The sequence below is a fragment of the Kitasatospora sp. NPDC001309 genome (genome assembly GCF_042896295.1).
Classification (GTDB): Bacteria; Actinomycetota; Actinomycetes; order Streptomycetales; family Streptomycetaceae; genus Kitasatospora.
The window spans coordinates 83,639-108,205 of record NZ_JBIAXC010000015.1 but is presented as its reverse complement, the minus strand read 5'-3'; the positions used below and the strand labels follow the sequence as shown (position 1 = coordinate 108,205).

Genomic DNA, 24,567 nt, shown 5'->3' with positions numbered 1-24,567 from the left:
CATGCCGAACGACCCACTGACTTCCGACCTCCCAAGGTGATCACCCATGCCCATGACCATGACCATGCCCGTGACCACGCCCGCCCCCGCCCGGCTCGACGTCGCCCGCCGACTCCTCGACCTGCTCGCCGACACCCGCACCGAACCCCGCCCGGACGACCAGCTGGAGGCGCTCACCCTGGCGGTGGCCGCGGACCTGCCCGTGCTGCTCTGGGGCGAGCCCGGCATCGGCAAGACCGCCGCCCTCAACCAGCTCGCCGAGGCCCTGGACCTGCCGCTGACCACCGTCATCGCCAGCGTCCACGAGCCCTCGGACTTCTCCGGGCTGCCGGTCGTCGGCGACGACCCCGCGCAGCAGGGCATCCCGCTGGCCCCGCCGGACTGGGCGGTGCGCCTGGTCCGGGCCGGGCACGGGCTGCTGTTCCTGGACGAGCTGTCGACCGCGCCGCCCGCCGTCCAGGCGGCGCTGCTCCGGCTGGTCCTGGAGCGGCGCATCGGTTCGCTCCAACTGCCGCCGGGCGTACGGATCGTGGCGGCGGCGAACCCGCGCTCCTCGGCGGCTGACGGGTGGGAGCTGAGCGCGCCGCTGGCGAACCGGTTCGTCCACCTCCAGTGGGTGCACGACCACGAGGTGGTGGTGCGCGGCCTCGGCGGGGTGTGGCCGGTCGCCACCCTGCCGGAGCTGGATCCGGCGGAACTGTCCGCGGCGGTCGGGTTCGCCCGCCGGGCGGTCTGCGAACTGCTCACGGTCAGGCCGGAGTTGGTGCACCGGCTGCCCACCAGCGAGACCCGGCGCGGCGGCGCCTGGCCGTCCCCGCGCAGCTGGGACATGACGCTGCGGCTGATCGCCTTCGCCACCGCGGCCGGCTCCTCCCGGGAGGTGCTGTCGCTACTGGTCCGGGGCACGGTCGGGGACGGGCCGGGGCTGGAACTGATGGCCAGCATGGACCGGATGGACCTGCCGGACCCGGAGCTGCTGCTCGCCGACCCGGCAGCCGCCGTGCTGCCCGAACGCGGGGACCTGCGCCAGGTGGTGCTGGACGGGGTGGTGGCCGCGGTGCGCAACCGGCCGGAGCGGGCACGCTGGGACGCGGCCTGGGCGCTGCTGGTACGGGCGATGGCGACCGGCGCGCCGGACGTCCTGGTCGTCCCGGCCACCACGCTGGCCTCGCTGCGCCGGGAGGACTGGGAGGTCCCGGCGGCGATCGAGCACCTCGCCTCGACGGTGGCGCTGTCCCGGCGGGCCGACCGGGCGGCCGTCCGGACGGCCGCCCGGGCCGACGTGACGGCCGGCCGATGAGCACCCGCCGCACGCCCGGGGCGAGCACACCTGGGGGCAGCACACCGAAGGGCACCACCCCGCCGGACACCGGCTGGAGCGCCCGGCCCGCCGCCACACCGCTGGACGTCCGCAGGCACGGCAGACCGCTCACCGCCCGCCCACTGGCCGTACCGGTGACCGCCCCGGGGTCCCTACCGGTGCGGACCCCGGTGTCCGCGTCGGCGGACCCGCGCCCGCTGGACCTCGACAAGCTGTACGCCGCCCGGCTCCAGGCCGCCCGGGCCCGCCCCTACCTGGCGACCGCGCTGTTCGCCCTCCACCTGGTGGAGGACCGCCGGGTGCCGACCATGGGCGTGGACCGCCACTGGCGCTGCTACGCCTCCCCCGCCTTCGTCGAACGCACCGCGGTGGAGGACCTCGCCTCGATCTGGGTCCACGAGGTCTCGCACCTACTGCGCGACCACCACGGGCGCAGCGACCGCCTGGCCCGCAGCCTCGGGCTGACCGGTCCGGCGGACCGGCTGCGGATGAACATCGCCGCCGACTGCGAGATCAACGACGACGCCTTCGGCGACGGCCTGGTCACGCCCGCGGGCGCGCTGACGCCGAGCCGCCTCGACCTGCCGGAGGGGAGGCTGATGGAGGACTACGTCCGCGGCTTCCGCTTCGACCTGCGCCGGCTGAACCTGGCCTGGCTGGACTGCGGCAGCGGCGCCGACGGCGTGGACCGCCCGTGGGAGCTGGGCCCGGACGGCGCCCACGGGCTGACCGCCCAGGAACAAGACGCGGTCCGCTTCCGGGTCGCCGAGGGCATCCGGGGCCGCCCCGGGGATGCCCCGGCGGGCTGGCGGCGCTGGGCCGAGGAGGCGTTCCACCCGCCGCAGCCGTGGCGCCAACTGCTGGGCGCGGCGCTGCGCTCGGCGGTCTCCGGGCCGGGCGCGGGCGGGGACTACAGCTACGGCCGTCCGGCCCGCCGCTCGGTCTCGCTGCCGGGCGTGGTGCTGCCGAGCCTGCGGCGGCGCCCGCCCCGGGTGTCGGTGGTGATCGACACCTCGGGGTCGGTCTCGGACCGGGAGCTGGGCGGTGCGCTGCTGGAGGTCGCGGCGATCGGCCGGGCGGTCGGCGGCCGGCACGACCTGGTCACGGTGCTGTCCTGCGACGCGGCCCCCCAGTCCGTCGGCGCGCTCTGCCGCGCGGCGGGCATCCCGCTGGTCGGCGGCGGCGGGACGGACCTGCGGACGGGCTTCGCGGCGGCACTACGGACCAGGCCGCAGCCGGACGTCGTCGTGGTGCTGACGGACGGGCAGACGCCCTGGCCGGCGGTCGCGCCCTCGTGCCGTACGGTGGTGGGCCGGTTCCGGCGCCCGGCCCGGTACGACGAGAACAACGGCGAGTACCGGCCGGACGCACCGCCGAGCTGGGCCCGGGTGGTCGACATCGGCTGACGGGGCACGACGGCAGGAGGTTCCCGTGCACGACGAGGAGGGGGCCGCTCCCCCGCAGCACCACCCGGACGAACACGTGCGCCTCGCGCACCACCGCCGGGCACTCGCCGAGGTGGCACCGCCGGACGCGGCCGCGCTGGTGGCGCAGGTGCTCACCGACCCCGACCGGGCGATGGCGAGCGGCGCGGTGGTCGAGTACCTGGACCGCCGCGCGGCGGAACTGCTGACGGACCCGGGGTTCCCGGCCTGGCACCGGGAGCTGGCCGGAGCCGCGGCGGCCGACGGCTTCGCCGTACGGCGCCTGCACGAGTGGGCGCTGCTGCGGGCGGTCACCCTCGGCGAGCCGTGGGAGGCGGAGCAGCTGCTCGCCGCCTCCGACCGGCTCCAGCTGCGCACCGCCGAGACGGCCCCGACCGGCCCCGCGCTCGGCCTCCTCGCCGAGCGCGGCCGGACCCGGCAGATCCGCAACGCGGCCACGGCCCGACTGCGGCGGCGCTGAGCCGCCGACCGGCGAGGGGCGGTCGGCCCCCGCTGGTGCAGGGCGCCGCGCCGAGGGCCGGCGACCGCCGGTACCGGAGCTGATGCCGGACGGCGCCCGGCCCCCGGGGAGAATCCGGGGACCGAGCGCCGCCTGACGGGGGCGCCGTCAGCCCACCATGGCCGCCAGCACGCTGCGCCAGTCCTCGCCCGGCTCCGGCTGGAGCGCGGCCGCGAGGGTCTCCGCCCGGTAGTGCCACGGGCGGCGCAGCTCGGGGTCGGCGTCGGGGCGCAGGTCCAGGACGCTGTCCGAGCCGAGCAGCCGGATCAGCTCGGTGCCGAACTCCGCCCAGGAGACGTGCCCGGTGATCGCGTTGACGATCCGGCCGGCGGCGGGGCCGTCGGGCAGGGCACAGGCGGCGAGGGCGCGGGCCAGGGCGGCGGAGTGCACCCAGGCGGCGCCGTGCCACTCCTGCGGCTCGCCGTCGGCGGCGGCCGGCAGGGCGATCGGGCGGCCGGCCAGGGCGGCCTGGTAGAGGTCGCCGGTGGAGCCCCAGCGGAGCTGGTCGCGCAGGCGGTGGTGCGGGCCCCAGACGATGGGGGCGCGCACCACGGTGGCCGGGCCGTGGCCGGTGGCCTCGGCGGTCTCGAACAGCATCCGCTCGCAGTCGAGCTTGGCCTGCCCGTAGGCGGTGACGGGTGCGCCGCTGGGGCCTCCCTCGGCGACCTCGGTGCCGGGCGGGCGCCCGTAGGCGTCGATGCTGCTGACGAAGACGAACGGGCCGCCGGACCAGCCGTCCAGCAGGGCGCGCATGGCGGCCGTGTCGACCTCGTGGTCGGTGAAGGTGCAGGCGGAGTGGATGACGGCGTCCACGCCCTTGACGGCGCGCTGGAGGCTGTCGAGGTCGGCGAGGTCGCCCTCGGCGATCTCGGCGCCGTGCAGGGCCGGCAGGTGGGCCGACTCGGGGCGGACCAGGACGCGTACCGGCCGCCCCTGGGCCATCAGTTCCTGGAGCACGGCGGCGCCGACGCCGCCGGTGGCGCCGGTGAGCAGCACGGTGCCGGTGCGCGGCTCGGTGCTGTGGAGGCCGTCGACGCGGGTGAGGGCGGCGCGGCGTTCCTCCTCGCGGGCGGCGAGCAGGGCGGCGAGGGCGCGCGGGGTGCGGTGCTCCAGGATGTCGAGGCCGGTGAGCGGCACGCCGACGCGGGTGCGCAGGCGTTCGGCGAGCTGGACGGCGATCAGCGAGTGGCCGCCGAGGGCGAAGAAGTCGCCGTCGGCGGGCGGGACGCTGCCGAGCAGTTCGCCGAAGGCGGTGCGGACCAGGTCGAGCGGGCCGGTCGCGACCGTGGCGCGGGCCGCCTCGGCCCGGCCGGCGGGAGTGGCGGCAGCGGCGCGGGCCGCGGTGACGGCGGCGCCGGGCAGGCGGCCGCGGTCGACGGCGCCGTCCGCGCCGCGCGGGATGTGGTCCAGCAGGGTGACGGCCAGCGGGAGTTCGGCGGCGGGGACGGCGGCCCGGAGCCGGGCGCGCAGGTCGGTGCCGCTGGGGGCGACCGCGCCGCGGACCACCGCGTAGGCGAGCGGCGGGCCGTCGGCGGTCTCCACCACGGCCGCGTCGGCCACCCCGGGGTGGGCCGCCAGGGCTTCCAGCACCGGGTGCCGGTCGGCGCGGGCCAGCAGTTCGCCGGGGAGTTCGGCGAGCGGGCGGTCCGCGTCCTCGACGACCGCGCGGAGCACGGCGGCGAAGGCCTCGGCCAGTCGGGCGGCGGTGGCGCCGTCCAGGGCCGCGTGGTCGTGCTGGACCAGGCAGCGCGGCCGCGGGCCCTCCTCCAGGACCAGGGTGAGGTCGAACTTGGCGAGTTCCAGGTCGACGTCGACGTGTTCGGCGTCCAGGCCGGGCAGCGTCAGGGCGGTCGCGGGCTGGACCAGGTCGCAGCTGGCCGACAGCAGCGGGGTGCCGTCGGCGCCGCGCGCCGCCGCGCCGAGCCGCTCGACCACCAGGTCGAAGGGCACCTGGTGGTGCTGCTGGGCCTCCAGCAGGGCGCCGCGCACCAGGGCGAGCGCCTCGGCGAAGGAGGCGTCCCCGGCGGGTTCGGCGCGCACCGCGAGGGTGTTGACGCCCAGGCCGACGGTGCGGCGCAGTTCGGGGCGGGCCCGGTGGCCGCTGGCGCAGCCGAGGGTGAGGTCGTCCTGGCCGCCGGCGGTGCGCAGGGTGGCGAAGGCGGCGGTGAGGACGACGGCGAACAGGGTGGCGCCGTGCCGGGCGCCGAGCTGCCGCAGGCCCTCGACGGTGGCGGGGTCGAGGGGCACGGCGTGCAGGCCGGCCCGGCGGTCGCGGGCGCCGGGGGCGACCGGCCGCAGCAGCGGCAGCGGGCGGGCGCCGGCCAGCCGGGCGGCCAGGGCGTCGGCGGCGGCGGTGAGTTCGGTGTCGCGGGCGCGCTCCTGGCGGGCGTACTCGGCGTACGGCATGCCGGGCGCCGGGAGCCGGGGTTCGACGCCGTCGCGGGCGGCGGCGTACAGCTCGGCGAGGTCGGCGGCCAGGACGGGCAGCGAGCCGCCGTCGACGGCGATGTGGTGGATCGTCAGCAGCAGGGTGTGGTCCTCGGGCGCGTGGCGCAGCAGCAGCGCGCGCAGCACCGGCCCGTCGGTGAGGTCGAAGGGGCGGGCGGCCTCGGCGGCCAGCTGCCCGGTGCCGTCGCCGGTGGCGTCCAGGACGGCCAGCGGGACGGGGCCGGCCGCTTCGAGGTGCTGGTAGGGCTGTTCGCCGCGGCGCGGGTAGCGGGTGCGCAGGACGGCGTGCCGCTCGGTGAGTCCGGTGAGCGCGGTGGCGAGGGCGGCCCGGTCGAGCGGTCCGCGCAGCCGGGTGGCGATCGGGACGTTGTAGAGGGCGCCGCCCTGGCCGAGGTGCTCCATCAGCCACATCCGCTGCTGGGCGTGGGAGAGCGGGGCCGGGCCGGCGTCGACGTCGGCGGCGGCGGCCGGGCGCTGCGGGGCGAGGGCGGTGCGGCGGTTGCGGGCGCGCCGCAGCAGGTCGTTCTGGTCGTTGCTCATCGCTGGGGTGCTCCCTGGGTGTCGTCGGCGTCCCGCAGGGCGCGTTCCAGTAGTTCGGCCTGGCCGGCCACGGTGGGGTGGCCGAGGAAGTCGGCGAGGGACAGGTCGATGCCGAACTCGCCGGCGAGGTCGTCGACGACCCACATGGCGAGCAGCGAGTGGCCGCCCTCGGCGAGGAAGTCGGCGGCCGGGTCGGTGATCGGGCGTTCCAGGGCGCGGCTCCAGGCCTCGGCGACGACCCGCTGGATCGGGGTGAGGTCGACCTCGACGCCGGTGCGCTCCGCCGCCGGGTCCGGGGCGGCGGCGAGCGCGCGGCGGTCGATCTTGCCGCTGCCGTTGAGCGGCAGTGCGGGCAGGACGGCCCAGGCGGTGGGGACCAGGTGGGCGGGCAGCAGCTCGGCGAGCCGGGTGCGCAGGGTTTCGGCGGCGGCCCCGGCGCCCTCGGCGAGGACCACGCAGGCGGTGAGCGCGGCGTCGGCCTGTCCGGCGCGGCGGACCACCACGGCCGCCTCGGCGACCTCGGGGAAGCGCAGCAGGGCCTGCTCGACCTCGCCGGGCTCGATCCGGAAGCCCCGGACCTTCACCTGGTCGTCGGTGCGGCCGTGGAACTCCAGGGCGCCGTCGGGGCGTTGGCGCACCAGGTCGCCGCTGCGGTAGGCCCGGCCGCCGCCGGGGAGTTCGCGGAAGCGCTCCTCGGTCAGTTCGGGCCGGTTGAGGTAGCCCTGGGCGAGCCGCCCGCCGCCGATCCACAGTTCGCCGACCGTGCCGGGTTCGACCGGGGCGAGCCGCTCGTCCAGGACGAGGGCGCGGGCGCCGCCGAAGGTGCGTCCGATCGGGACGGGGCCGCCCGCGCAGTCGGCGGGGGTGATCCGGTGGGCGGTGGTGAAGGTGGTGGCCTCGGTGGGCCCGTAGACGTTGTACAGCTCCAGCCAGGGGAAGGCCCGCAGCACGGCCCCGGCGTACTCGGGGGCGAGCGCCTCGCCGCCGACGGCCAGGGTGCGCAGCACGCCGAAGATCCGGGACTCCTTGGCGGCCAGGTGGTGGAAGAGCGCGGTGGTGATGAAGGCGGTGGTGGCGCCGAAGCGCTCGACGTCGCGGACGAGTTCCTCGGCGCTGGGCCGTTCGGCCGGGGAGACGGCGACGGCGGCGCCCTGGGCGAGCGGCGCCCAGAGTTCGAAGGTGGCGGCGTCGAAGGAGGGGGTGGAGTGGAAGAGCACCCGGTCGCGCGGGCCGAGGGCGAGCCCGTCGGGGGCGGTGACCAGGTCGGTGACGGCGCGGTGCGGGACGAGTACGCCCTTGGGGCGGCCGGTGGAGCCGGAGGTGTAGTAGAGCAGGGCGGGCGCGTCCGGTTCGGCGGCGTCGGGCACCGCCGCGCCGGTCTCCTCGGTGCCGCGTTCGGTGAGCACCAGGGTGCGCTCGGCGGGCAGTGCGGCGTCGGCGAGCAGCGCCTTGTCGCCGAGGACGAGGCGGACCTGCGCGTCGGCGGTCATCTCGGCGATGCGCGGGCGCGGGTAGGCCGGGTCGAGCGGGACGACGAGGCCGCCGGCCCGCCAGACGGCGAGCTGGGCGACGGCGAACCTGGCCGAGCGGGCGCACAGCAGGCCGACGGCGCTGCCGGGGCCGATCCCGCGCGCGGCCAGGACGGCGGCCAGGCGGCCGGCGGCGTCGTGGAGTTCGCGGTAGGTGAGGTAGGTGGCGCCGTCGGTCAGGGCGAGCGCGCTCGGGTGCTGCTCGGCCTGGCGGGCGACCAGCGCGGGGAGGGTGGGGAGGACGGGCGTCATGGCTGGGTCCCTTCCGGGCGCCCCGGCGCTGGGGCCGGGGGCGCCGCAGGTCAGATCGGGAGGTGCGACGGGGGCGCGGCGGCGGCGGAGCCGTCCCGCTCCGGGGGCGGAGCCGTCCCGCACGGGGCCGGACGGGGCCCGGTGTGCGGGACGGCTCCGGGTCCTCAGGCGAGGGACGCGCTGGGCATCCGCTCCTCGATGAGCCGTGCGACCGCCCGCAGGTCGGGCTGGCGCAGCAGCAGGGGGGCGCGCAGCCGCACGCCGTACTCCCCCTCCAGGGACTCCAGCAGTCGGGCGGCGGCGAGCGAGTTGCCGCCCGACGCCAGGAAGTTGTCGCCCGGGCCGAGGTCGGCGCGGCCGAGCAGCTCGCGGCAGAGCTTCACCAGGGTGCGCTCGACCGCGGTGTCGCCGTCCTCGCCGGCGGCCGCCGGGGCCTCGGGCTCGGCGGCGAGCGCGGCCAGCAGCGCCGCGCGGTCCACCTTGCCGTTGGGGTCCAGCGGGAAGGTCTCGACCAGCCGTACGGCCGAGGGCACGGCCTGCTCGGGCAGCCAGGGCCGGACGGCCTCCAGCAGGCTCGCCGGTTCGGCGTCGGGCTCGGCCTGGACGAAGGCGAGCAGCCGGACGCCGCCGGTGGCCGCGGTCTCGGCGGCGACCACCGCGCGGCGGACCCGGTCGTCGCGCTCGAAGGCGGCCTCCACCTCGGCGGGTTCGATCCGCACCCCGCTGACCTTGACCTGGTCGTCCAGCCGGCCGTGGAACTCCAGCACGCCGTCGGCGCGCATCACCACCCGGTCGCCGGTGCGGTAGACCCGGTCGGTGCCGTCCACCCCGGGGGGCGCCTGGACGAAGCGGCGGGCGGTCAGCTCGGGGTCGAGGTAGCCGGCGGCCAGGCCCCGGCCGCCGATCCGCAGCTCCCCGGCCGTCCCTCTGGGCACCGGGTTGCCCTCCTCGTCGGTGACCAGCACGACGGCGCCGGCGATCGGCAGGCCGATCGGCGGCGCGTCGGCGCCGTGGTCGCCGCCGGGCGCCATGGTGTGCACCGTGGTGGCGACGGTGGCCTCGGCGGGGCCGTACGCGTTGTGGACGGTGGCGGTGACCTCCGCCCCGGGGGCGCGGCGCAGCCGGTCGCCGCCGATCATCAGGTGGCGCAGCGCCAGCCCGGCGGGCCAGGGCCGGTCGAGGATCGGCTCGGCCAGCGGGGTGGGCAGCACGGCGGCGGTGATGCCCGCCTCGCCCAGCCAGTCGGTGAGCGCGCCGGAGTCCCAGCGGACGGCCTCGGGGGCGACGACCAGGGCGGCGCCGGAGGTGAGGGTGGCCCACAGCTCCATCACGTGCGGGTCGAAGGCCACCCCGATCAGCAGGCTGTGCCGCTCGCCCGGGCCGAGGCCGGTGAGCTCGCGGTACCAGTGCAGCAGCGCGCCGAGCGCCGGTTCGGTGACGGCGACGGCCTTGGGGGTGCCGGTGGAGCCGGAGGTGAGCACGGCGTAGTGGGTGCCGACCGGCACGCTCGCCTGCTCACCGGGCGTCAGGGCGGCCAGCAGGCCGGGGGTGGGCAGGTCGAGTTCGAGCCGCTCGCCGCCGGGCGGCAGCACGGCGGCGTCGCCGATCAGGCAGGCCGGGCGCAGCTGCTCGGCGACGGCCTGGAGGCGCTTCTCGCCGGGGCGCGGGCCGAGCGGCAGGTGGACGGCGCCGAGCTTGGCTATCGCGAGGGTGACGGCGGCCAGCTCCGCCGAGTGGCCGAGGCAGACGCCGACCAGGTCTCCGGCGCCGACCTTGCCGCGCAGGGACTCCGCCACGGTGTCGGCGAGGCGGTCGAGTTCGGCGTAGCCGAGGGTGCGCCCGCCGTCGATCAGGGCGGGCGCCTGCGGGGTGCGGTGCGCCCAGGTGGTGAACAGGTCGAGGAGCGCGCCGTCCTGGTGCGGGTGGCCGTAGCCGATGCTCAGGGATTCCATCATCGTCTCCAGATACGTACGAGAAACCGTCAGTTCAGGCCCATGGAGCGGGCGATGATCACCTTCTGGACCTCGGAGGTCCCTTCGATGATCGTGGTCATCCGGACGTAGCGGTACAGGAATTCCAAGGGGTGGCCGCGTACCCAGCCGGTGGCGCCGTGGACCTGGAGCGAGCGGTCCACCGCGCGGACGGCGGTCTCGGAGGAGGTGAGCTTGGCGAGCGCCGCGTTCTCGGGCGCCTCGGTGCCCTCGTCGACCAGCCGGGCGCAGGCGAGGGTGAGCAGCTTGGCGCACTCCACCTCGGCGCGGGTGGTCACCAGGTGCTCCTGGATGTGCTGGTACTCGCCGATGACCTTGCCGAAGGCGCGCCGCTCGCGGGCGTACTCGACGCCGATCCGCAGCGCGTGCTCGGCGATGCCGTTGCACATCGCGGCGACCACCAGGCGGCCGCGGGAGAGGCTGTCCATGGCCAGGGCGGTGGCCGCGGCGATGCCCTCCTCGCCGCCGATCACGGCCTCCGGGCCGACGGTGACCCCGTCCAGCAGCAGTTCGAACAGCGGCTCGCCGGACATCCCCTCGTAGCGCTGGCCGATCCGCAGGCCGGGCTGGTCCATCGGCAGCACGAAGGCGGTCGCCCCGGCGGTCGGGCCCTTGCCGTCGCCGAGGTCGGTGGCGGCCACCACCAGGGCGATCCCGGCGTGTTCGGCGTTGCTGACGAAGGTCTTGCGCCCGTTCAGCACCCAGCCGTCGCCGGTGCGCACGGCGGTGGTGGTGAGGTGGAAGGCGTCCGAGCCGGCCTGCGGTTCGGTGAGCGCCAGGCAGCGGGTCTGCTCGCCGCGCACCAGCGGGACCAGGTGCCGCTCGATCTGCTCGGGGGTGCCGTGCCGCAGCAGCGGGCTGGGCCCGTCGGAGCCGGCCAGCGCGTAGGGGGCGAGCACGCAGCCGCTGCGCCCGGCGGCGTGGTGCAGCAGCACCACGGCGGTGAACGGCATGTCGGCGCCGCCGAGTTCCTCGGGGTAGTCGCCGGCGTAGAAGCCGAGCGCGGCGGAGCGCTTGCGGACGTAGGACCGCAGGTCGCCCGGGACCTGGTCGGCGGTCTCCGGCAACTCGGCGGCGAGCGGGACGAGTTCGCGGCGGATGAAGCTCTCGAAGGCCTCGACGAGCTCGCGGTGGCCGTCCTCCAGGACGGCGGACGGGGCGCTCATGCCGCGCCACCGGTCAGGACGCGCGCCTGGTCGGCCAGGACGGCGTGCCGGAACAGGGTGCGCAGCGGCGGGCGGCTGCCCAGGTGCGGCTCCAGGAAGGCGGCGAGCTGGGCGGCGAGCAGCGAGTGGCCGCCGACCTCGAAGAAGTGCGAGTCCGCGCCGAAGCGGTCGTGGCCGAGCACCTCGCGCCAGGCGCTGGCGATCAGCTCCTGGCCGGGGTCGGCGAAGACGCTGGGTGCGCTGTCCTGCTCCCGCTCGGCCGGGGCCTGCTCGGCCAGCCGGGCGAGGGCGGCGCGGTCGGGCTTGCCGCCGGGCAGGGTGGGCATCGCGGCGACGGCCGTCCAGGTGGCGGGGACGAGTCCGCCTGGCAGCCGGCGGGCCAGCGCGTCGTGCAGGGCGGCTTGGTCGGGGCGGTCGGCGCCTTCCAGGAAGCCGACCAGCCGGGGGCCGGTCTGCGGGTCGTGGTGCAGCAGCACCGCGCAGGAGCGGCCGCCGAGTTCGGCGGAGGCGGCGGCCTCGATCTCCTCCAGTTCGATCCGGTGGCCGCGCAGCTTGACCTGGTTGTCGGCGCGGCCGAGGAAGCGCAGGCGCCCCTCGGTGTCGCGGTAGCCGCGGTCGCCGGTGCGGTAGACCCGGGCGCCGTCGAGGCCGGGGACGGTGATGAAGCGGGCCGCGGTGGGCTCCGGCAGGCCGACGTAGCCCTCGGCCAGCAGGCCTCCGCTGACGGCCAGTTCGCCGACGCAGCCGTACGGGAGCGGGCGCAGCGTCTCGTCCAGGACGTGCAGGCGCACGCCGTCGAGTTCGGCGCCGAGCGGGATCTCGCCGTCCTCGGCGACGTCCTCGGCGGTGACCCGGTGGACGGTGGAGGTGACGGTGGCCTCGGTGACGCCGTAGGCGTTGAGCACCGTGGTGGCCTCGGTCAGCCCGGCCAGGGCGCGGGCGGGCAGCCGCTCGCCGCCGAGGACGAGCAGGCGCGGCGTCCAGCGGCCGTCGCGCAGCGCCTCGCGCAGGTCCTCGCGGACCGCGAGCAGGTAGCTGGTGGGCAGGTTGGCGACGGTGACGCCGCGGGCGGCGAGCACGGCGACCAGCTCGGGCCCGGTGGGCACCTCGCGCTGCGGCACGACCAGGGCGGCGCCGACCGCGAGGGCGGGCAGCACCTCCTCCAGCGACACGTCGAAGGAGGGCCGGGCGAACAGCAGCACCCGGTCGGCGGCGGTGAGTTCGTAGCGGGCGGCGACCGCGGCGACGTACCCGGCGAGGGCCTCGCGGCCGACCAGGACGGGCTTGGGCACACCGGTGGAACCGGAGGTGTGGATGACGTACGCGCCGCCCTCCAGGACGGCGGCGGGCTCGGCCTTCGGGAAGGCGGGGCCGTCCAGCAGCGCCGGGGTGACGCCCTCGGCGGGCAGCGCGAGCGCGCTCTGCCGGGTGGCGAGGACGAGCGCGGGGGCGAGCCGCTCCAGCAGCAGGCCCAGCCGGGCGGCCGGGTCCTCGGTGGACAGCGGCGCGTGGACGGCGCCCAGGCGCAGGCAGGCCAGCAGGGCGACCACGCTGTCGGTGCCGCGCGGCAGGACGGCGGCCACCGGCTGGCCGGGGGTGACTCCGGCGGCGCGCATCCGGTCGGCCAACTCGCCGACCCGGCGGTCCAGTTCGCCGTAGGTGATGCGCTCGGCTCCGGCCAGCAGGGCGAGCGCGGTGGGGTCGTGGGCGGCGGCCGGGTCCAGGCCGACCGGGACGACCGGGGCGGCGGGCTCGGCCGCGGGCTCGGGGGCCAGCGCGGCGAGCACCGTCTCCGGGTCGTCCAGGTAGCGGCGCAGCAGCTCCAACAGGCGCTCGGACAGCAGGACGGCCCTGGCCTCGCCGAACAGCTCGGCGTCGTAGTCCCAGATCAGGGTCATCCCGGCGACGCCGTGCTTCTCGCCGACCACCCGGCGGTCGTCGGGCAGCAGCACCAGGTCGAGGTCGAAGCGGGTGGTGCCGGTGTTGAAGCCCTCGTACAGCGAGACGTCGAGGCCGGGGGCCTGGACGTCGGGCAGCGCGGCGTCGTGGGCGCTGAACATCACGTTGAACAGCGGGTTGTCGGCGCCGCCGGTGTGCAGGCCGAGCCGGCGGGTGAGCTCCTGCACCGGCAGGTCCTGGTAGGGCAGGGCGCGCATCAGGACGTCGGTGACCTCGTCGACGGCCTCGGTGCCGGAGGCGGCCGGGTCGAGCCGCAGGCGCAGCGGCACGGTGTTGACGAACATCCCGACGGTGCCCTCGAAGCCCTCGGGGCGGTTGCCGACGGCGGTGCCGACGGTGACCTCGCGGTGGCCGCTGTGCCGGCGCAGCAGTTCGGCGAACAGGGCGAGCAGGGTGCTGAACGGGGTGTGGCCGTCGGTCCGGCTGCGCTCGCGCAGCCGCTCGGCGAGGTCGGCGCCGATCGACTGGCGCAGCTGCCCGCCGCGGTGGCGGCGCTCGACGCCGGGGTGGGCCAGCCCGGGCAGGGTGACCTCGCGCGGGGCGTCGGCCAGCTCCTTGGTCCAGAAGGCGAGGGCGCGCTCGCGGGCCTGCGGGTCGGCCTCGGTGCGGGCGTGCTGCTCGTACGAGGGGGCGGTGGCCAACTCGTAGGACTCGCCGAGGACGTGGGCGCGGTAGACGGTGAACAGGTCGCGCAGGAAGATCGCGAAGGAGTGGCCGTCGTGGACGAGGTGGTGCTCGACGTGGATCAGCCGGTGGTGGTCGTCGGCGAGCTTGACCAGGTGCCAGCGCAGCAGCGGCGCCCGCTCGGTGTCCAGCGGCTCCTCGGCCTCGGCGGCGAGCAGGGTCCGGAACACGGCCTCCGGGTCGGCCTCGGCGGTGAAGTCGCTGTGCCGCAGCTCCGGCGGGCAGTCCTCGGCGACCCGCTGGCCGGGCAGGCCCTCCGCCCGGGCCACCAACTCCAGGCGCAGGCCGGGGTGCTGGGCCAGCACGGCGGTGAGGCCGGCGTGCAGGGCGTCCCGGTCGAGGGTGCCCCACAGGTCGAGGACGCCGGTGAAGTTGTAGGCGCGGCTGCCCGGCTGCATCTGCTCGTGCAGCCAGACGATCTCCTGCGACGGAGAGAGTGCGAACATGGATGATTCCCTTGTGTGGTGGGCGTGTCGGCACTGCGGTGGCCGGGCGCGGGCGTGGGGTGGTCCCGACGCGGCCGGTGGGGGCGGGCCGCACCGGGGTGAGGGTGCGGCCCGGGGTCCTTGGAGTGGATGTGGTCCTTGGGGAGGATGGGGTCTGAGGGGCCGTGGCGTCCAGGGGTGACGGCTGGAGGCGACGGTGAGGGGTGGCGGCCGGAGGAGGGTGGCCGGGCGTGGGTGGCCGGAGGTGGCGGTCAGAGGTGGCGGCTCAGCACGGCCAGCAGGTCGGCGAAGGCGGCCTCCGCGTCGGCGGCCGGGAAGCGCTCGTCGTCCCAGGCCAGGCGGACCGTCAGCTCCTCGCCGTGGGAGGCGGAGACGGCCGTCGGCGCGGCGAGCGGGCGCCCGCCGAGGTGGACCTCGCGGCCGGGGACGCCGCCGAGTACCAGCGGCGGGCGGCGCTGGAGGTCCTCGAAGGTGAGCATCGCGTCCAGCCCGCCGGACCAGGGCGAACCGGCGACCCGGGCGGCCCGAACCACCTCGTCGAAGGGCGTTCCGGCGTGGTCGAGGTCGTCCCACCAGTCGTCGCAGAGCGCTTCCAGGTCGGTGGCGGGCCGGGTGGGCACGGCGTGCACCAGGGTGTTGAGGAAACAGCCGAGCGCGGCGGGCGCGCCGGGCGGGCGGCCGCCCCACGGGTAGCCGAGCGCGAGCGGGCCGTCCACGCGGTGCAGCCGCCGGGCGGCGGCGCCGACGGCGTCCAGCAGGGCGGGGAAGATCGCGCCGCGGGCGCTCGCCGGGACGGCGGGCAGCCGCTCGACCAGCATGCCGGTGGTCCGCGCGGCGCCGCCGCCCGCCCCGCTCAGACCGCCGAGCCGGCGCCCCCAGTGGGCCTGGGCGGCGGGACCGGCGGCGGACTCCTCCGCGGCCAGCTGGAGTTCGACGGCCTCCCGGAAGTCGGCGACGGCCTGCGGGCCGGGGCCGGGCGCGGGCGGCTCGTCCCGCCGGTAGGCCTCGGCGAGTTCGCCGACCAGCACCCCGAGCGACTGCTCGTCGCAGGCCGCGTGGTCCAGCGCGAGGGCGAGCAGGTCCTCGCCGCCGTCCGGCTCCCGGGCCACCAGCAGGCGCAGCGCGGGCCCGTCGAGCGGCCAGTCCAGCAGCGCGGCGCGCAGCGCCCGGTGGGTGCCGGCGCCGGGGTCCACGTCGATCCGGGCGACCTCGACGGAGGGGCCGCCGGTGCGCAGCACGGGGGTGCCGCGCACGGTCACGAAGGCGCCGCACAGCGCCGGGTGGGCGGCCGCGACGGCGGTGGCGGCGCGGCCCAGCCGGTCCAGGTCGAGGGCGTCGGCGGGGTAGGCGAAGAACAGCGGGGCGACGTCGGAGCGGGTCTGCGGGGCGAGTCGGCGGGTGATCAGGAACCGCCGCTGGGCGCCGGTCAGCGGGAGCAGTTCCACCGGGGAGTCGGCGGCAGCGGCGCGGTACCGGGCGAGGTAGGCGGCGGTGATGCTGGCGTGCACGGAACGGTCTCCGGTTTCCGGTGTCGGCTCGGACGGTTCGGTCGGCTCGGACGGTTCGGTTCGTCGGTCAGGGGTTCAGGGGGTCAGGGGGTCAGGGGCGGATGGTCAGGGGGCGGCGGTGGGGCTCACGGCGGGCTGTCGGACGTCGTCCTCACCGTCCTCGGCCTCGGCCTCGACCCCGGGTCCGGATCCGGCCGGCCCGGTGGGCAGGTCGCGCATCCGCCGCAGCGGCGACAGCAGCAGCGGCACCGGCACCAGCAGGAAGCCCACCGCGCACAGCCACAGCGCGGCGCGCGGTCCGGCCCAGTCGGCGACGGCCCCGCCGGCGAGGGCGCCGATCGGCAGGGTGCCCCAGACCAGGAAGCGCATGGTGGCGTTCATCCGCCCGAGCAGTTCGGGCGGGCAGACGCTCTGCCGGAAACTCACCTGGGCGACGTTGTACGCGACCGCGCCGAACAGCACCACGCCGGAGCCGACACCGAACAGCACGGCGCCGGGACCGCCGCCGGACAGCGGCCACAGCAGCGCGAACGGCGCGGTCACCACGGTGGCCAGCCAGATCAGCCGGGCCTGCCCGACCCAGCGGGACAGCTGCCCCGCGCACAGCGCGCCCGCCAGCCCGCCGACGGCGGAGGCCGACAGCAGGGCGCCGATGGCCCCGGGCGACAGGTCGAGCACCCGTACCCAGAAGACGGTCTGAACGGCCATCAGCACGGCGGCGAACAGGTTGGACACGGCGGTGGCGGTGGCGATCGCCCGCAGCAGCGGGTGGCCGAGCACGAAGCGCACGCCCTCGGCCACCTCGGCCCGCAGCGAACGGCCGGGCTCCGGCTCCGGCAGCTCCTCCTCGACCCGGATCCGGGCGAGCAGCAGCGCCGAGGCGAGGTAGCCGCAGGCGTCGGCGACGATGGCGAGCGGTGCGCCGAGCAGCTGGACCAGTCCGCCGCCCAGGCCCGGCCCGGCGATCTGCGCCGAGGAGCGGACGGTCTCCAGGGCGCCGTTCCCGGCGACCAGTTGCTCGCGCGGCAGGACGGCGGGCAGGAGGGACTGGTGGGCCACGTCGAAGAAGACCGTGGCCACCCCGGTGACCAGCGCGACCAGGTAGAGCTGGGGCATGGTGAGCACCCCGAAGGCCGCCGCCGGCGGGATCGAGCCGACCGCGAGGCCGCGCACCACGTCGGCGCGGATCAGCACCGGGAGCTTGCGCATCCGGTCCAGCCAGGCGCCGGCCGGCAGGCCGACCAGCAGGAAGGCCGCGGTCTCGGCGGCGGTGAGCAGGCCGACCTCGAAGGGGGTGGCGTCGAGCACCACCACGGCCACCAAGGGCAGCGCGACCAGGGTGACCTGACTGCCCGTCTGGGCCGCCGCCGCTCCGGTCAGCAGGAGCCGGAAGTCGCGGTGGCCGAACAGACGGGCCTGACGGGAGTGAGGCTTCTCGTTCATCGATGCGACTCTCGGTCACGCATTCGACACGGGGCAAGCAACAGGTCCCTTTCCGGACGATCCCCGGCTCGGCCGGATCCCGCCACCACGGCGACCGGCCCCGACGCCCCCCTTACGAGCCCTTATGCCCCGGCGCGCACCCGGCCCGGCCTGCCCGCCAAGGCCTGCGCCGCTCTCCGGGCCGACGCGGACGGCCCCCGACCAGCGCGTCCATTTCGTCGTCCGATATCCGGACACCCGCTTTCCGGCCACCGGCCAACACCCCTCAAGTTGGCCGGAATCCGTGGAGTAGGCAGCTTCCGTAACCTCACCGTGATATCGGCGTAACCGTTCGGAGCCGTGCCCGGCCGCCGTCATCCGGTCGGATCCACCGCGTCCGCCGCGTCCGCCGGGTCGGTCGGCCGGCGCCGGGTGACCGCCAGCACCGCCATGTCGTCGTCCCGCGGTCCGCCCGTCCACCGGGCCACGTCCGCCACCAGCGCCGCCACCGCCTGCTCCGCCCCCTCGAAGGGCCCGAGCGGCGCCAGCCCGCGCACCGGGTCGTAGAACTCCCCCGCCGCGTCCCGCGCCTCGGTGACCCCGTCGGTCACCAGCAGCAGCGTGCTCCCCGGCGGGAAGGGCCTGGTCTCCGCCTCCGGGCCGTCCGCCCCCAGCGCGCCCATCCCGAGCGGCAGCCCCGGGTCGGCCGCGTCCCACCGGCTCACCCCCGCCCCGCCGCCGCCGAGCAGGTACGGCCCGGGGTGGCCGCAGTCCACGGTCCGGGCGACCGCCTCCCCCGGCGGGAACTCCACCAGCAGCGCGGTGATGAACCCCTCCAGGCGCAGTTCCTCGCCCAGCCCGGCGCTCTCCCGGGCCAGCGTGCGCTCCAGGGCCGCCGCGAGCCCGGCGAGGTCCGGCTCCCGGTGCGCGAGCTCCCGGAACGCCCCCAGCAGCACCGACACCGCCCCCACCGCGTGCAGCCCCTTGCCCCGCACGTCCGCGATCACCACCCGCACCCCGTACGGAGTGGCCTGCAGCGCGTACGCGTCCCCGCCGATCAGCGCCTCGTCCTGGGCCGCCCGGTAGCAGGCCGCGACCTCCAGCCCCGCCACCCGCCCCGGCGGCTCCGGCAGCACCGCCCGCTGCGCGGCCTCCGCCACCGACCGCACCCGCTCCAGCCGGCGCCCGTGCCGGGCCACCACCCGGTTCACCCCGATCCCCAGCAGCGCGGCGAAGGCGGTGTTGACCAGCTCCAGGTAGCCGTTCCCGGTCCCGATCGAGCCGTCCCGCACGGACAGCACCAGGATCCCGACCACGTTCGCCAGCGCCACCGCGACGACGTCCCGCAGCGGCAGCAGCGCCCCGGCCAGCACGGCCGCCGCCGCCAGCATCGGGTCGCCCCAGTAGTCGGCCGGGTCCAGCGCGTCCCACACCAGCCCGCCGACGATCAGCAACCACGGCGCCAGCCGCACGTACGGCGGCCACTGCACGGACCTCGGGGCCATCGGCTACCTGGCTTCCGTCTCGCCTGCACCCTTGCGCTCGTCCGGCGAGCGGGAGGCTCCTCCGATCGTAGGCACGGAGGGCGGCGGGGCGCGCGAGCTGACGGGAACAGCCCACCGGCCCCGGCCGACGACGGCCCGCCGACCGGGGCCGGGCACCGAAAGCAAGATCCTCGGGCCCCGCCACCGGCGGATCGAAGCCGACAAGGCGTCAGACCCGAAGGTTTTCGGCCAGAACCCCGGCGGGATCTTGCCTGGCACGACAAACGATCAATACGTTGTTTGACGCGACACGATCAGCTTCCGGCCCGTGAGGAGAGAGGGACAGTGGTCACCGCTCCACACCGAGGAACAAGGAGCACCACCCCGTGACCGACTCGCCCGTCACCCTCATCACCGGCGGTTCGAGCGGCATCGGCGCCGCCACCGCCCGCCGACTGCTCGCCGAGGGCCACCGGGTGGCCGTCACCGGCCGCGACGGCTCCCGGCTCGCCCGCTTCGCGGAGGAGGCGGCCGCGAAGCCGGACACCCTGCTCACCGTCGCCGCCGACGCCGCCGACCACGAGGCCGTCGAGGCCGCCGTCCAGGCCACCGTCCGGACCTTCGGGCGGCTGGACACCGTCGTCGCCAACGCCGGTTACGCCACCCACGACTCGCTCGCCGACGGCGACCCGGCCGGCTGGCGTGACATGGTCCTCACCAACGTGCTCGGCCCGGCCCTGCTCATCCGGTCCTCGCTGGCCGCATTGAAGGAGTCCAAGGGCCGGATCGTGCTGATCGGCAGCGTCGCCGGCCTGGTCCACACCCCCGGCAACATCTACGGCGCCACCAAGTGGGCGGTGACCGGCCTCGCCGAGAACACCCGCCGGATGGTCACCGCCGACGGGATCGGCGTCACCCTGGTCGCCCCCGGCCGGGTGGAGACCAACTTCTGGGAGGGCGCGGGCGGCGCCCCCCAGGGCCTCAACCTGACCGCGGACCAGATCGCCGACTCCATCGTGTGGGCGGTGCGCCAGCCGGCCGGCGTCGACGTGAACACCGTCGTGATCCGGCCGGTCGGACAGTCCGTCTGAGGGCCCGCCCCGGCCCGGCCCGCCGGTGGAGGCGGAGGTTCGGGTTCGAAGCTCCGCCGGTCGGCCAGTGTGGGCGCAGTACCGGCCATCCGGCCCGGTTCGGTTCGTGGGCGGCGGCACCCGTGCCAGAGTGACGGTGTCCAGACAAGTCACCCGTCCCACGGGTGTCCCGAAGGGGGCTGCACATGCGCTCGAACGTTCTGGTGAAGGCGGTCGTCGGTGCCACGGCCGTGGCCTGTATCGCCGTCGGCGGCCTGGCCGGTGCCGGTGCCGCCGTCGCGGCGACGCCGACCGGCGTCCAGCAGGCGGCGGAATCCGGGCCCGCCGGGCTGGCGGCGGTCGTCAACCTCGGGCTGAGCACCTCGCAGGCCGCCAAGCTCCAGGCCCCGCTCAAGCAGTACTGGGGCTACACCGGCGCCATCGACGGCCAGCTCGGCACCGGCAGCTGGCAGGCCATGCAGCGGTTCCTGCGCGCCGACTGGGGCTACACCGACGCCATCGACGGCATCGTCGGGACCCACACGGTGGAGGCGCTGCAACGCTGGTTGAAGAGCAACTGGGGCTACACCGGCGCCATCGACGGCGACGCCGGCGCCGGGACCCGGGCCGCGTTCGCGCGGTACTGCGACTCGCTCTGATCCCGGGCACCACACCCAGGCGCCACACCCGGGCGCCACCCGGCGCGGGGCCGGGCCGGCCGGTGTCACCGGTCGGCCCGATCCGTGAAGCGCTCCGCGCCCGCTCCGGTCAACAGGCCCGCCGGGAGCCGACGCCCGTACGCCACCAGGAGCAGGTGCTCCGCCCGCCCCTCCACCGGCAGCGGACCGGGGCCGTACGACCAGTCCGCGTCCGTCGCGCGCAGCCGTACCCCCTCCAGCCGGGCGCCGAAGAAGCGCAGGCTGCGGGGCGAGACCCCGCCCAGCAGGGCGGTGCCGCGGTGCAGGGGCAGGCGCGGCGGCAGGCCGAGGGCGACGGTGATGTCCAGGCCGTGCACCGCGTCGTGGGCGAGGGCGGCGATCCGGCCGCCGACCGGGGGCCGCCAGGGGTGCCCGGCGTGCTCGGACAGGGCGGCGGCCAGCCGGTCCGTGGTGAGGGCGGCGGCGTCGCGGCGGGCGATCCGGTCGGCCATCCGGTGGACGTTCCCACCGGAGCGGAGGAGTTCCCCGAGGGTCCGGGCGGTGGAGTAGCGGAAGCCGGTGCCCATGTGGGCGGCCACCTCGCGGACCCGCCAACCCTCGCACAGCGAGGGCGCGTTCCACTGCCGCGGGGTGAGGCCGGCCAACACCTCGGCGAGGTCGCGCCGCTCCCCCGCGACCTGCTCGCGGATCCATTCGACGCCGTGGTCCTGCTGCGCGCTGTTCATGTCCCCAGCCTGCGACGGGAGTCGTCCGCCCGTCCAAGACCGGATCGTTCTGCCACCTATGATCATCGGTTATGGAACTCCGGCAGCTCCAGTACTTCGTCACCGTCGCCCGGCACGGCAGCTTCACCCGCGCTGCCGAGCTGCTGCACCTGAGCCAGCCCGGAGTGAGCGCCCAGATCCGGCAGCTGGAACGGGAGTTGGGCCACCGGCTGCTGGACCGCTCGGGCCGCACGGTGCGGCTGACCAGGGTCGGCGAGGCGGTGCTGCCGCACGCCCGGGCCGCGCTCGCCGCCGCGGCGGCCGCCCGGCGGACGGCGCAGGAGTTCGACGGCCTGCGGTGCGGGCGGGTACGGCTCGGCATGGTCGCGGGCGCGGCGCTCGCCCCGCCACCCGCCCTGGGCGCCCTCCCGGGGCTCGCCACCACGCTGGCCGCCTTCCGTCAGGAGCACCCCGGCATCGACTTCGCGCTCGCCGAGGACACCACCGCCGGGATGCTCGGCGCCCTGCGCGAGGGGCGGCTCGACCTCGCCGTGATCGGCCTGCCCGCCGTCGCGAGCGGGCGGGCGGACGACGACGGCTGGACGGCACTGGCCGGACTCGCCCTGCACCCCGTGCTGGAGGTCCCGCTGGTCGCGCTCTGCCCGGCGGACCACCCGCTCGCCCGCGGCGACGGCCCGCTGCCCGTCGCCGCGCTCGCCGGGCACGCCCTGGTGAGCACACCGCCCGGCACCGGCCTGCGGACGGCGCTGGAGCGCGCCCTCGCGGAGGCGGGCGCGGCCCCGACCGTGGCGGTCGAGGCCGCCGCGCCGCCACAGCTGGCCGAACTCACCGCGCACGGACTGGGCGTGGCGGTGCTGCCGGACCGGGAGCCGGCCGCCGGCGTGGCCGTCCGGCGGCTGGCCGATCCCGTCCCCCGGGTGCGGGTCGCGCTGGCCTGGCCGAGCGAGCGGCCCCCGGCGCCGCCGACCGCCGCCCTGCTCGCCCATCTGCGGGCGGCCTACCCGGGGCCGTGAGGAGCCGCTACCCGGCGGCCGCCGCGCCGTCGACGATGTGCAGCAGCGCCGCGGCGCCGTCGAGGGTCTCCGGGTCGAGCGGGAAGTAGCCCTGGCGCGGGGTGGTGTCGGTGCGGGTGCGGGCCGTGCCCGGGACCGGCGGGGCGGTCAGCCGCCAGGCCCCACCGCCGGTCTGCAGCCGTGCCTCGTACGTCCCCGGAGTCGGCTCGCCGAGCCCGAGCGCGGCGCTGCGCCCCAGGCTGCCCGCGACGAAGACGTAGCGCTCCCCCAGCAGCGAGCCGACGATGTGGCCGGCGCCGTTCCAGCCGCAGTCCAGTTCCCCCTGGGACCAGGCGCTGGGGTTGCGCTGGAGGTGCCGGTTGTGGGCGAACACCAGGGTCGGCCCGCGCCGGGCCTCGACGGCGCGGATGTCGAGCAGGTTCTGCGCCATCAGGGCGTCGCGCATCCGGATCAGACCGGAGATCCGGGCGCTCGCCCCCAGGCCCTGGACGGCCGCCTGGGCGTGGTAGCGCAGCAGTCCGATCCCGGCCCGCAGCCGGACACCGGCCCGGAGCCACTCGGCGTGTGAGGTCGCTGCGATCAAGTCCGGTGCGCGTACGTAGAGTTGGTTGAGCAGGTCGTCGGCTGTGCGGCGCAGTCGTTCGGCCTCGAGAGTGGCTCCGGGTGACGCGGCGGCGTCGAGGATCGCCTCCTCGCGTTCCCAGCGCTCGTCCTCCCCCGTCAGCGCGGCGACGTCCAGGTCGAGCCGGAGGAAGTCACGGGCGTGTTCGAGGTAGCGGCGCGGGCTGGGCGCCGTGGTGTTCTCGGTGGGGAGGTCGAAGCCGTGGCACGCCACTTGCTCCCCGGCCTCCCGGTCGCGGTTGAACTCGCCCATCCAGGCGACGAGTTCGCGGTTCGCCCGGTGGGCGCCGAAGCCGTGGGTGAAGCCTTCGGCGAGCACCGCGTCGAGGGTGCCCACGCCGTGCCGGACGTGGTCGTCCACCGCCAGTGCGGCCACCCGGTCGGTCTCCAGGGCGATCGAGCGGAAGCCCTGGGCCACGAGTCGGGCGAACAGCCGGTTGCGGACCAGCCCGAAGGCCGGTTCCTGGTGCGTCGGCTCGCCGAGCGCCAGCAGTTCGCAGGAAGGGGTGCGGAAGTCTCCGATGTCCTGGCTCATGAACCTCAAGCGTATCCTTGAAAGCTCGGTTGAGACTTTCCGCGTCTCGGCCCGGCATTCTCGATGAGAAGTCTCAAATCCGGAGGTCACCGCCGTGCGCCCTGCCGACCTCGCCCGCGAGCACGGCCTCTCGACCCAGGCCGTGCGCAACTACGAGCGCGACGGCTTCCTGCCGCCCGCCGAGCGCACCCCCACCGGCTACCGGATCTACACCGAGCGCCACGCCGCCGCGCTGCGGGCCTTCCTCGCCCTCGTCACGGCCTTCGGGCACGCGACGGCGGCCCTGGTGATGTCCGCCGTCAACGCCGACCGTCCGGACGAGGCCCTGACGGCGCTCGACCGGGGCCACGCCCAGCTGCTGCGCGACCGGGAGACCCTCGCCACCGTCCGCCGGGCGGTCGAGGACCTCACCTCGGGGCGGACCACCGAGCGGGCCGGGACCGGCTGCTCCCTCCCCGGCCCGCTCAGCATCGGCGAACTCGCCCACCGGCTCGGCCTCACCCCCGCCACCCTGCGCACCTGGGAGACGGCCGGCATCCTCACCCCGGCCCGCGACCGCCCCGGCGGACACCGCTCCTACCGCCCCGAGGACGTCCGCGACGCCGAACTGACCCACCTGCTGCGCCGCGGCGGCCACCCGCTGGCCCACATCACCACCGTCGTGCGGCAGGTCCGCACGGCGGGCGGCACCGACTCCCTGGCCGCGGCGCTGGACGACTGGCAGCAGCGCCTCACCACCCGGGGCCGGGCGATGCTCACCGCCGCGGCCCGGCTGGACGCCTACCTGTCCCCGGCCCCGGACCCGCCCGACGGCCCCGGCCCGCCGGGCAGTTCCGTGCTCGGGACGCGGCGCCAGTCCCACCCGGGGTGACGGGCGAGCAGGCCGAGGAAGTCGTCGGAGGGGATGAGCTCCCAGTGGTCGGTGTCGACGATCGCGGCGAGGCCCGGCAGGACGTGCCGCAGCAGGGCCCGGGCCGCGTCCATCGACTCGCTCGCCACGCGGACGGCGTACGGCTCCCCGATCCGGGCCGTGACCTCGTCCAGGTGCTCCGGCTCGTAGTCGCGCAGCACCTCCCCCGACAGGTCGAGGGAGTACGCGCTGCCTCCCCATTGCACCTGGTCGTCCTGCCGCGTCGGCCAGTGCCAGAACGGGCCGAGCGCGCGGAAGCGCGACTCCAGTTCCGGACGCCGCTCCGCCGGGACGAGAACGATCACCACCGGCCAGGACACCGGCCCACCTCCTCGAACTC

At 76.6% G+C, this 24,567-nt stretch carries 18 protein-coding genes; 7 read left to right on the top strand and 11 right to left on the bottom strand.

The genetic code is table 11. The annotated features are described in order from the left end of the window. Positions 1 to 64 precede the first annotated feature (64 nt). From ACFY2K_RS17665 to ACFY2K_RS17655, 3 genes are read left to right on the top strand one after another with little or no spacing between them, the layout of a single operon-like run. On the top strand, positions 65 to 1,300 hold the full coding sequence (locus ACFY2K_RS17665) for an AAA family ATPase (RefSeq protein WP_387712389.1): 1,236 nt from the start codon (positions 65 to 67) through the stop codon (positions 1,298 to 1,300). Further along, on the top strand, positions 1,297 to 2,727 hold the full coding sequence (locus tag ACFY2K_RS17660) for a VWA-like domain-containing protein (protein WP_387712295.1): 1,431 nt from the start codon (positions 1,297 to 1,299) through the stop codon (positions 2,725 to 2,727). Before ACFY2K_RS17665 ends, ACFY2K_RS17660 begins: the two co-directional genes overlap by 4 nt. Before the next feature lie 25 nt (positions 2,728 to 2,752). Continuing rightward, positions 2,753 to 3,226 (top strand): hypothetical protein, encoded by a 474-nt coding sequence (locus ACFY2K_RS17655; protein WP_380644880.1) that lies wholly within the window; start codon positions 2,753 to 2,755, stop codon positions 3,224 to 3,226. Positions 3,227 to 3,373: 147 nt separating this feature from the next. Here ACFY2K_RS17655 and ACFY2K_RS17650 read toward each other — a convergent pair whose 3' ends face one another. The 8 genes from ACFY2K_RS17650 to ACFY2K_RS17615 all read right to left on the bottom strand — a co-directional run bounded on the left by ACFY2K_RS17650 (position 3,374) and on the right by ACFY2K_RS17615 (position 18,715). Beyond that, the gene (locus ACFY2K_RS17650; RefSeq protein WP_387712292.1) at positions 3,374 to 6,253 is read right to left on the bottom strand and encodes a condensation domain-containing protein; all 2,880 of its coding nucleotides are present in this window, start codon (positions 6,251 to 6,253) and stop codon (positions 3,374 to 3,376) included. Next, a complete protein-coding gene (locus ACFY2K_RS17645; protein ID WP_387712289.1) occupies positions 6,250 to 8,034 on the bottom strand; it encodes a non-ribosomal peptide synthetase in 1,785 nt (594 codons plus the stop codon). Before ACFY2K_RS17645 ends, ACFY2K_RS17650 begins: the two co-directional genes overlap by 4 nt. Before the next feature lie 164 nt (positions 8,035 to 8,198). Further along, positions 8,199 to 9,986: a non-ribosomal peptide synthetase gene (locus ACFY2K_RS17640; protein ID WP_387712286.1), complete on the bottom strand. Its 1,788-nt coding sequence runs from the start codon at positions 9,984 to 9,986 to the stop codon at positions 8,199 to 8,201. A gap of 29 nt (positions 9,987 to 10,015) precedes the next feature. Then, complete coding sequence (locus ACFY2K_RS17635) at positions 10,016 to 11,191, bottom strand: acyl-CoA dehydrogenase family protein (RefSeq protein WP_380523083.1); 1,176 nt, start codon at positions 11,189 to 11,191, stop codon at positions 10,016 to 10,018. Next, entirely contained in the window at positions 11,188 to 14,280 is a 3,093-nt protein-coding gene (locus tag ACFY2K_RS17630) for an amino acid adenylation domain-containing protein (RefSeq protein WP_387712282.1), read from the bottom strand. The genes ACFY2K_RS17635 and ACFY2K_RS17630 overlap by 4 nt, the downstream gene beginning before the upstream one ends. 251 nt (positions 14,281 to 14,531) lie before the next feature. Beyond that, positions 14,532 to 15,788, bottom strand: a complete 1,257-nt coding sequence (locus ACFY2K_RS17625; protein WP_380589297.1) for a non-ribosomal peptide synthetase — start codon at positions 15,786 to 15,788, stop codon at positions 14,532 to 14,534. A 105-nt stretch (positions 15,789 to 15,893) separates the two neighbouring features. Continuing rightward, positions 15,894 to 17,231, bottom strand: a complete 1,338-nt coding sequence (locus ACFY2K_RS17620; protein ID WP_387712278.1) for an MFS transporter — start codon at positions 17,229 to 17,231, stop codon at positions 15,894 to 15,896. Between the two features lie 353 nt (positions 17,232 to 17,584). Next, entirely contained in the window at positions 17,585 to 18,715 is a 1,131-nt protein-coding gene (locus ACFY2K_RS17615) for a PP2C family protein-serine/threonine phosphatase (protein ID WP_387712276.1), read from the bottom strand. A 365-nt stretch (positions 18,716 to 19,080) separates the two neighbouring features. Here ACFY2K_RS17615 and ACFY2K_RS17610 point away from each other — a divergent pair, with 365 nt between their 5' ends. Further along, positions 19,081 to 19,785 carry an SDR family oxidoreductase gene (locus ACFY2K_RS17610; RefSeq protein WP_380523077.1) on the top strand — a complete coding sequence of 235 codons (705 nt, stop codon included), beginning with the start codon at positions 19,081 to 19,083 and terminating at the stop codon, positions 19,783 to 19,785. Positions 19,786 to 19,970: 185 nt separating this feature from the next. After that, entirely contained in the window at positions 19,971 to 20,423 is a 453-nt protein-coding gene (locus tag ACFY2K_RS17605) for a peptidoglycan-binding protein (protein ID WP_380644310.1), read from the top strand. Between the two features lie 65 nt (positions 20,424 to 20,488). Here ACFY2K_RS17605 and ACFY2K_RS17600 read toward each other — a convergent pair whose 3' ends face one another. Further along, a complete protein-coding gene (locus ACFY2K_RS17600; protein WP_380589290.1) occupies positions 20,489 to 21,148 on the bottom strand; it encodes a maleylpyruvate isomerase family mycothiol-dependent enzyme in 660 nt (219 codons plus the stop codon). 71 nt (positions 21,149 to 21,219) lie between these two features. Here ACFY2K_RS17600 and ACFY2K_RS17595 point away from each other — a divergent pair, with 71 nt between their 5' ends. Continuing rightward, complete coding sequence (locus tag ACFY2K_RS17595; protein WP_380589287.1) at positions 21,220 to 22,161, top strand: LysR family transcriptional regulator; 942 nt, start codon at positions 21,220 to 21,222, stop codon at positions 22,159 to 22,161. Positions 22,162 to 22,168: 7 nt separating this feature from the next. Here the strand turns inward: ACFY2K_RS17595 and ACFY2K_RS17590 are convergent, their stop codons facing one another. Continuing rightward, the gene (locus ACFY2K_RS17590; protein ID WP_387712270.1) at positions 22,169 to 23,317 is read right to left on the bottom strand and encodes an erythromycin esterase family protein; all 1,149 of its coding nucleotides are present in this window, start codon (positions 23,315 to 23,317) and stop codon (positions 22,169 to 22,171) included. A gap of 94 nt (positions 23,318 to 23,411) precedes the next feature. On the opposite strand from ACFY2K_RS17590, the gene ACFY2K_RS17585 reads away from it, so the two are divergent. Then, positions 23,412 to 24,188, top strand: a complete 777-nt coding sequence (locus ACFY2K_RS17585; protein ID WP_387712268.1) for a TioE family transcriptional regulator — start codon at positions 23,412 to 23,414, stop codon at positions 24,186 to 24,188. Here ACFY2K_RS17585 and ACFY2K_RS17580 read toward each other — a convergent pair. Further along, complete coding sequence (locus ACFY2K_RS17580; RefSeq protein WP_380523071.1) at positions 24,098 to 24,547, bottom strand: hypothetical protein; 450 nt, start codon at positions 24,545 to 24,547, stop codon at positions 24,098 to 24,100. The genes ACFY2K_RS17585 and ACFY2K_RS17580 overlap by 91 nt on opposite strands. Positions 24,548 to 24,567: the final 20 nt, after the last annotated feature.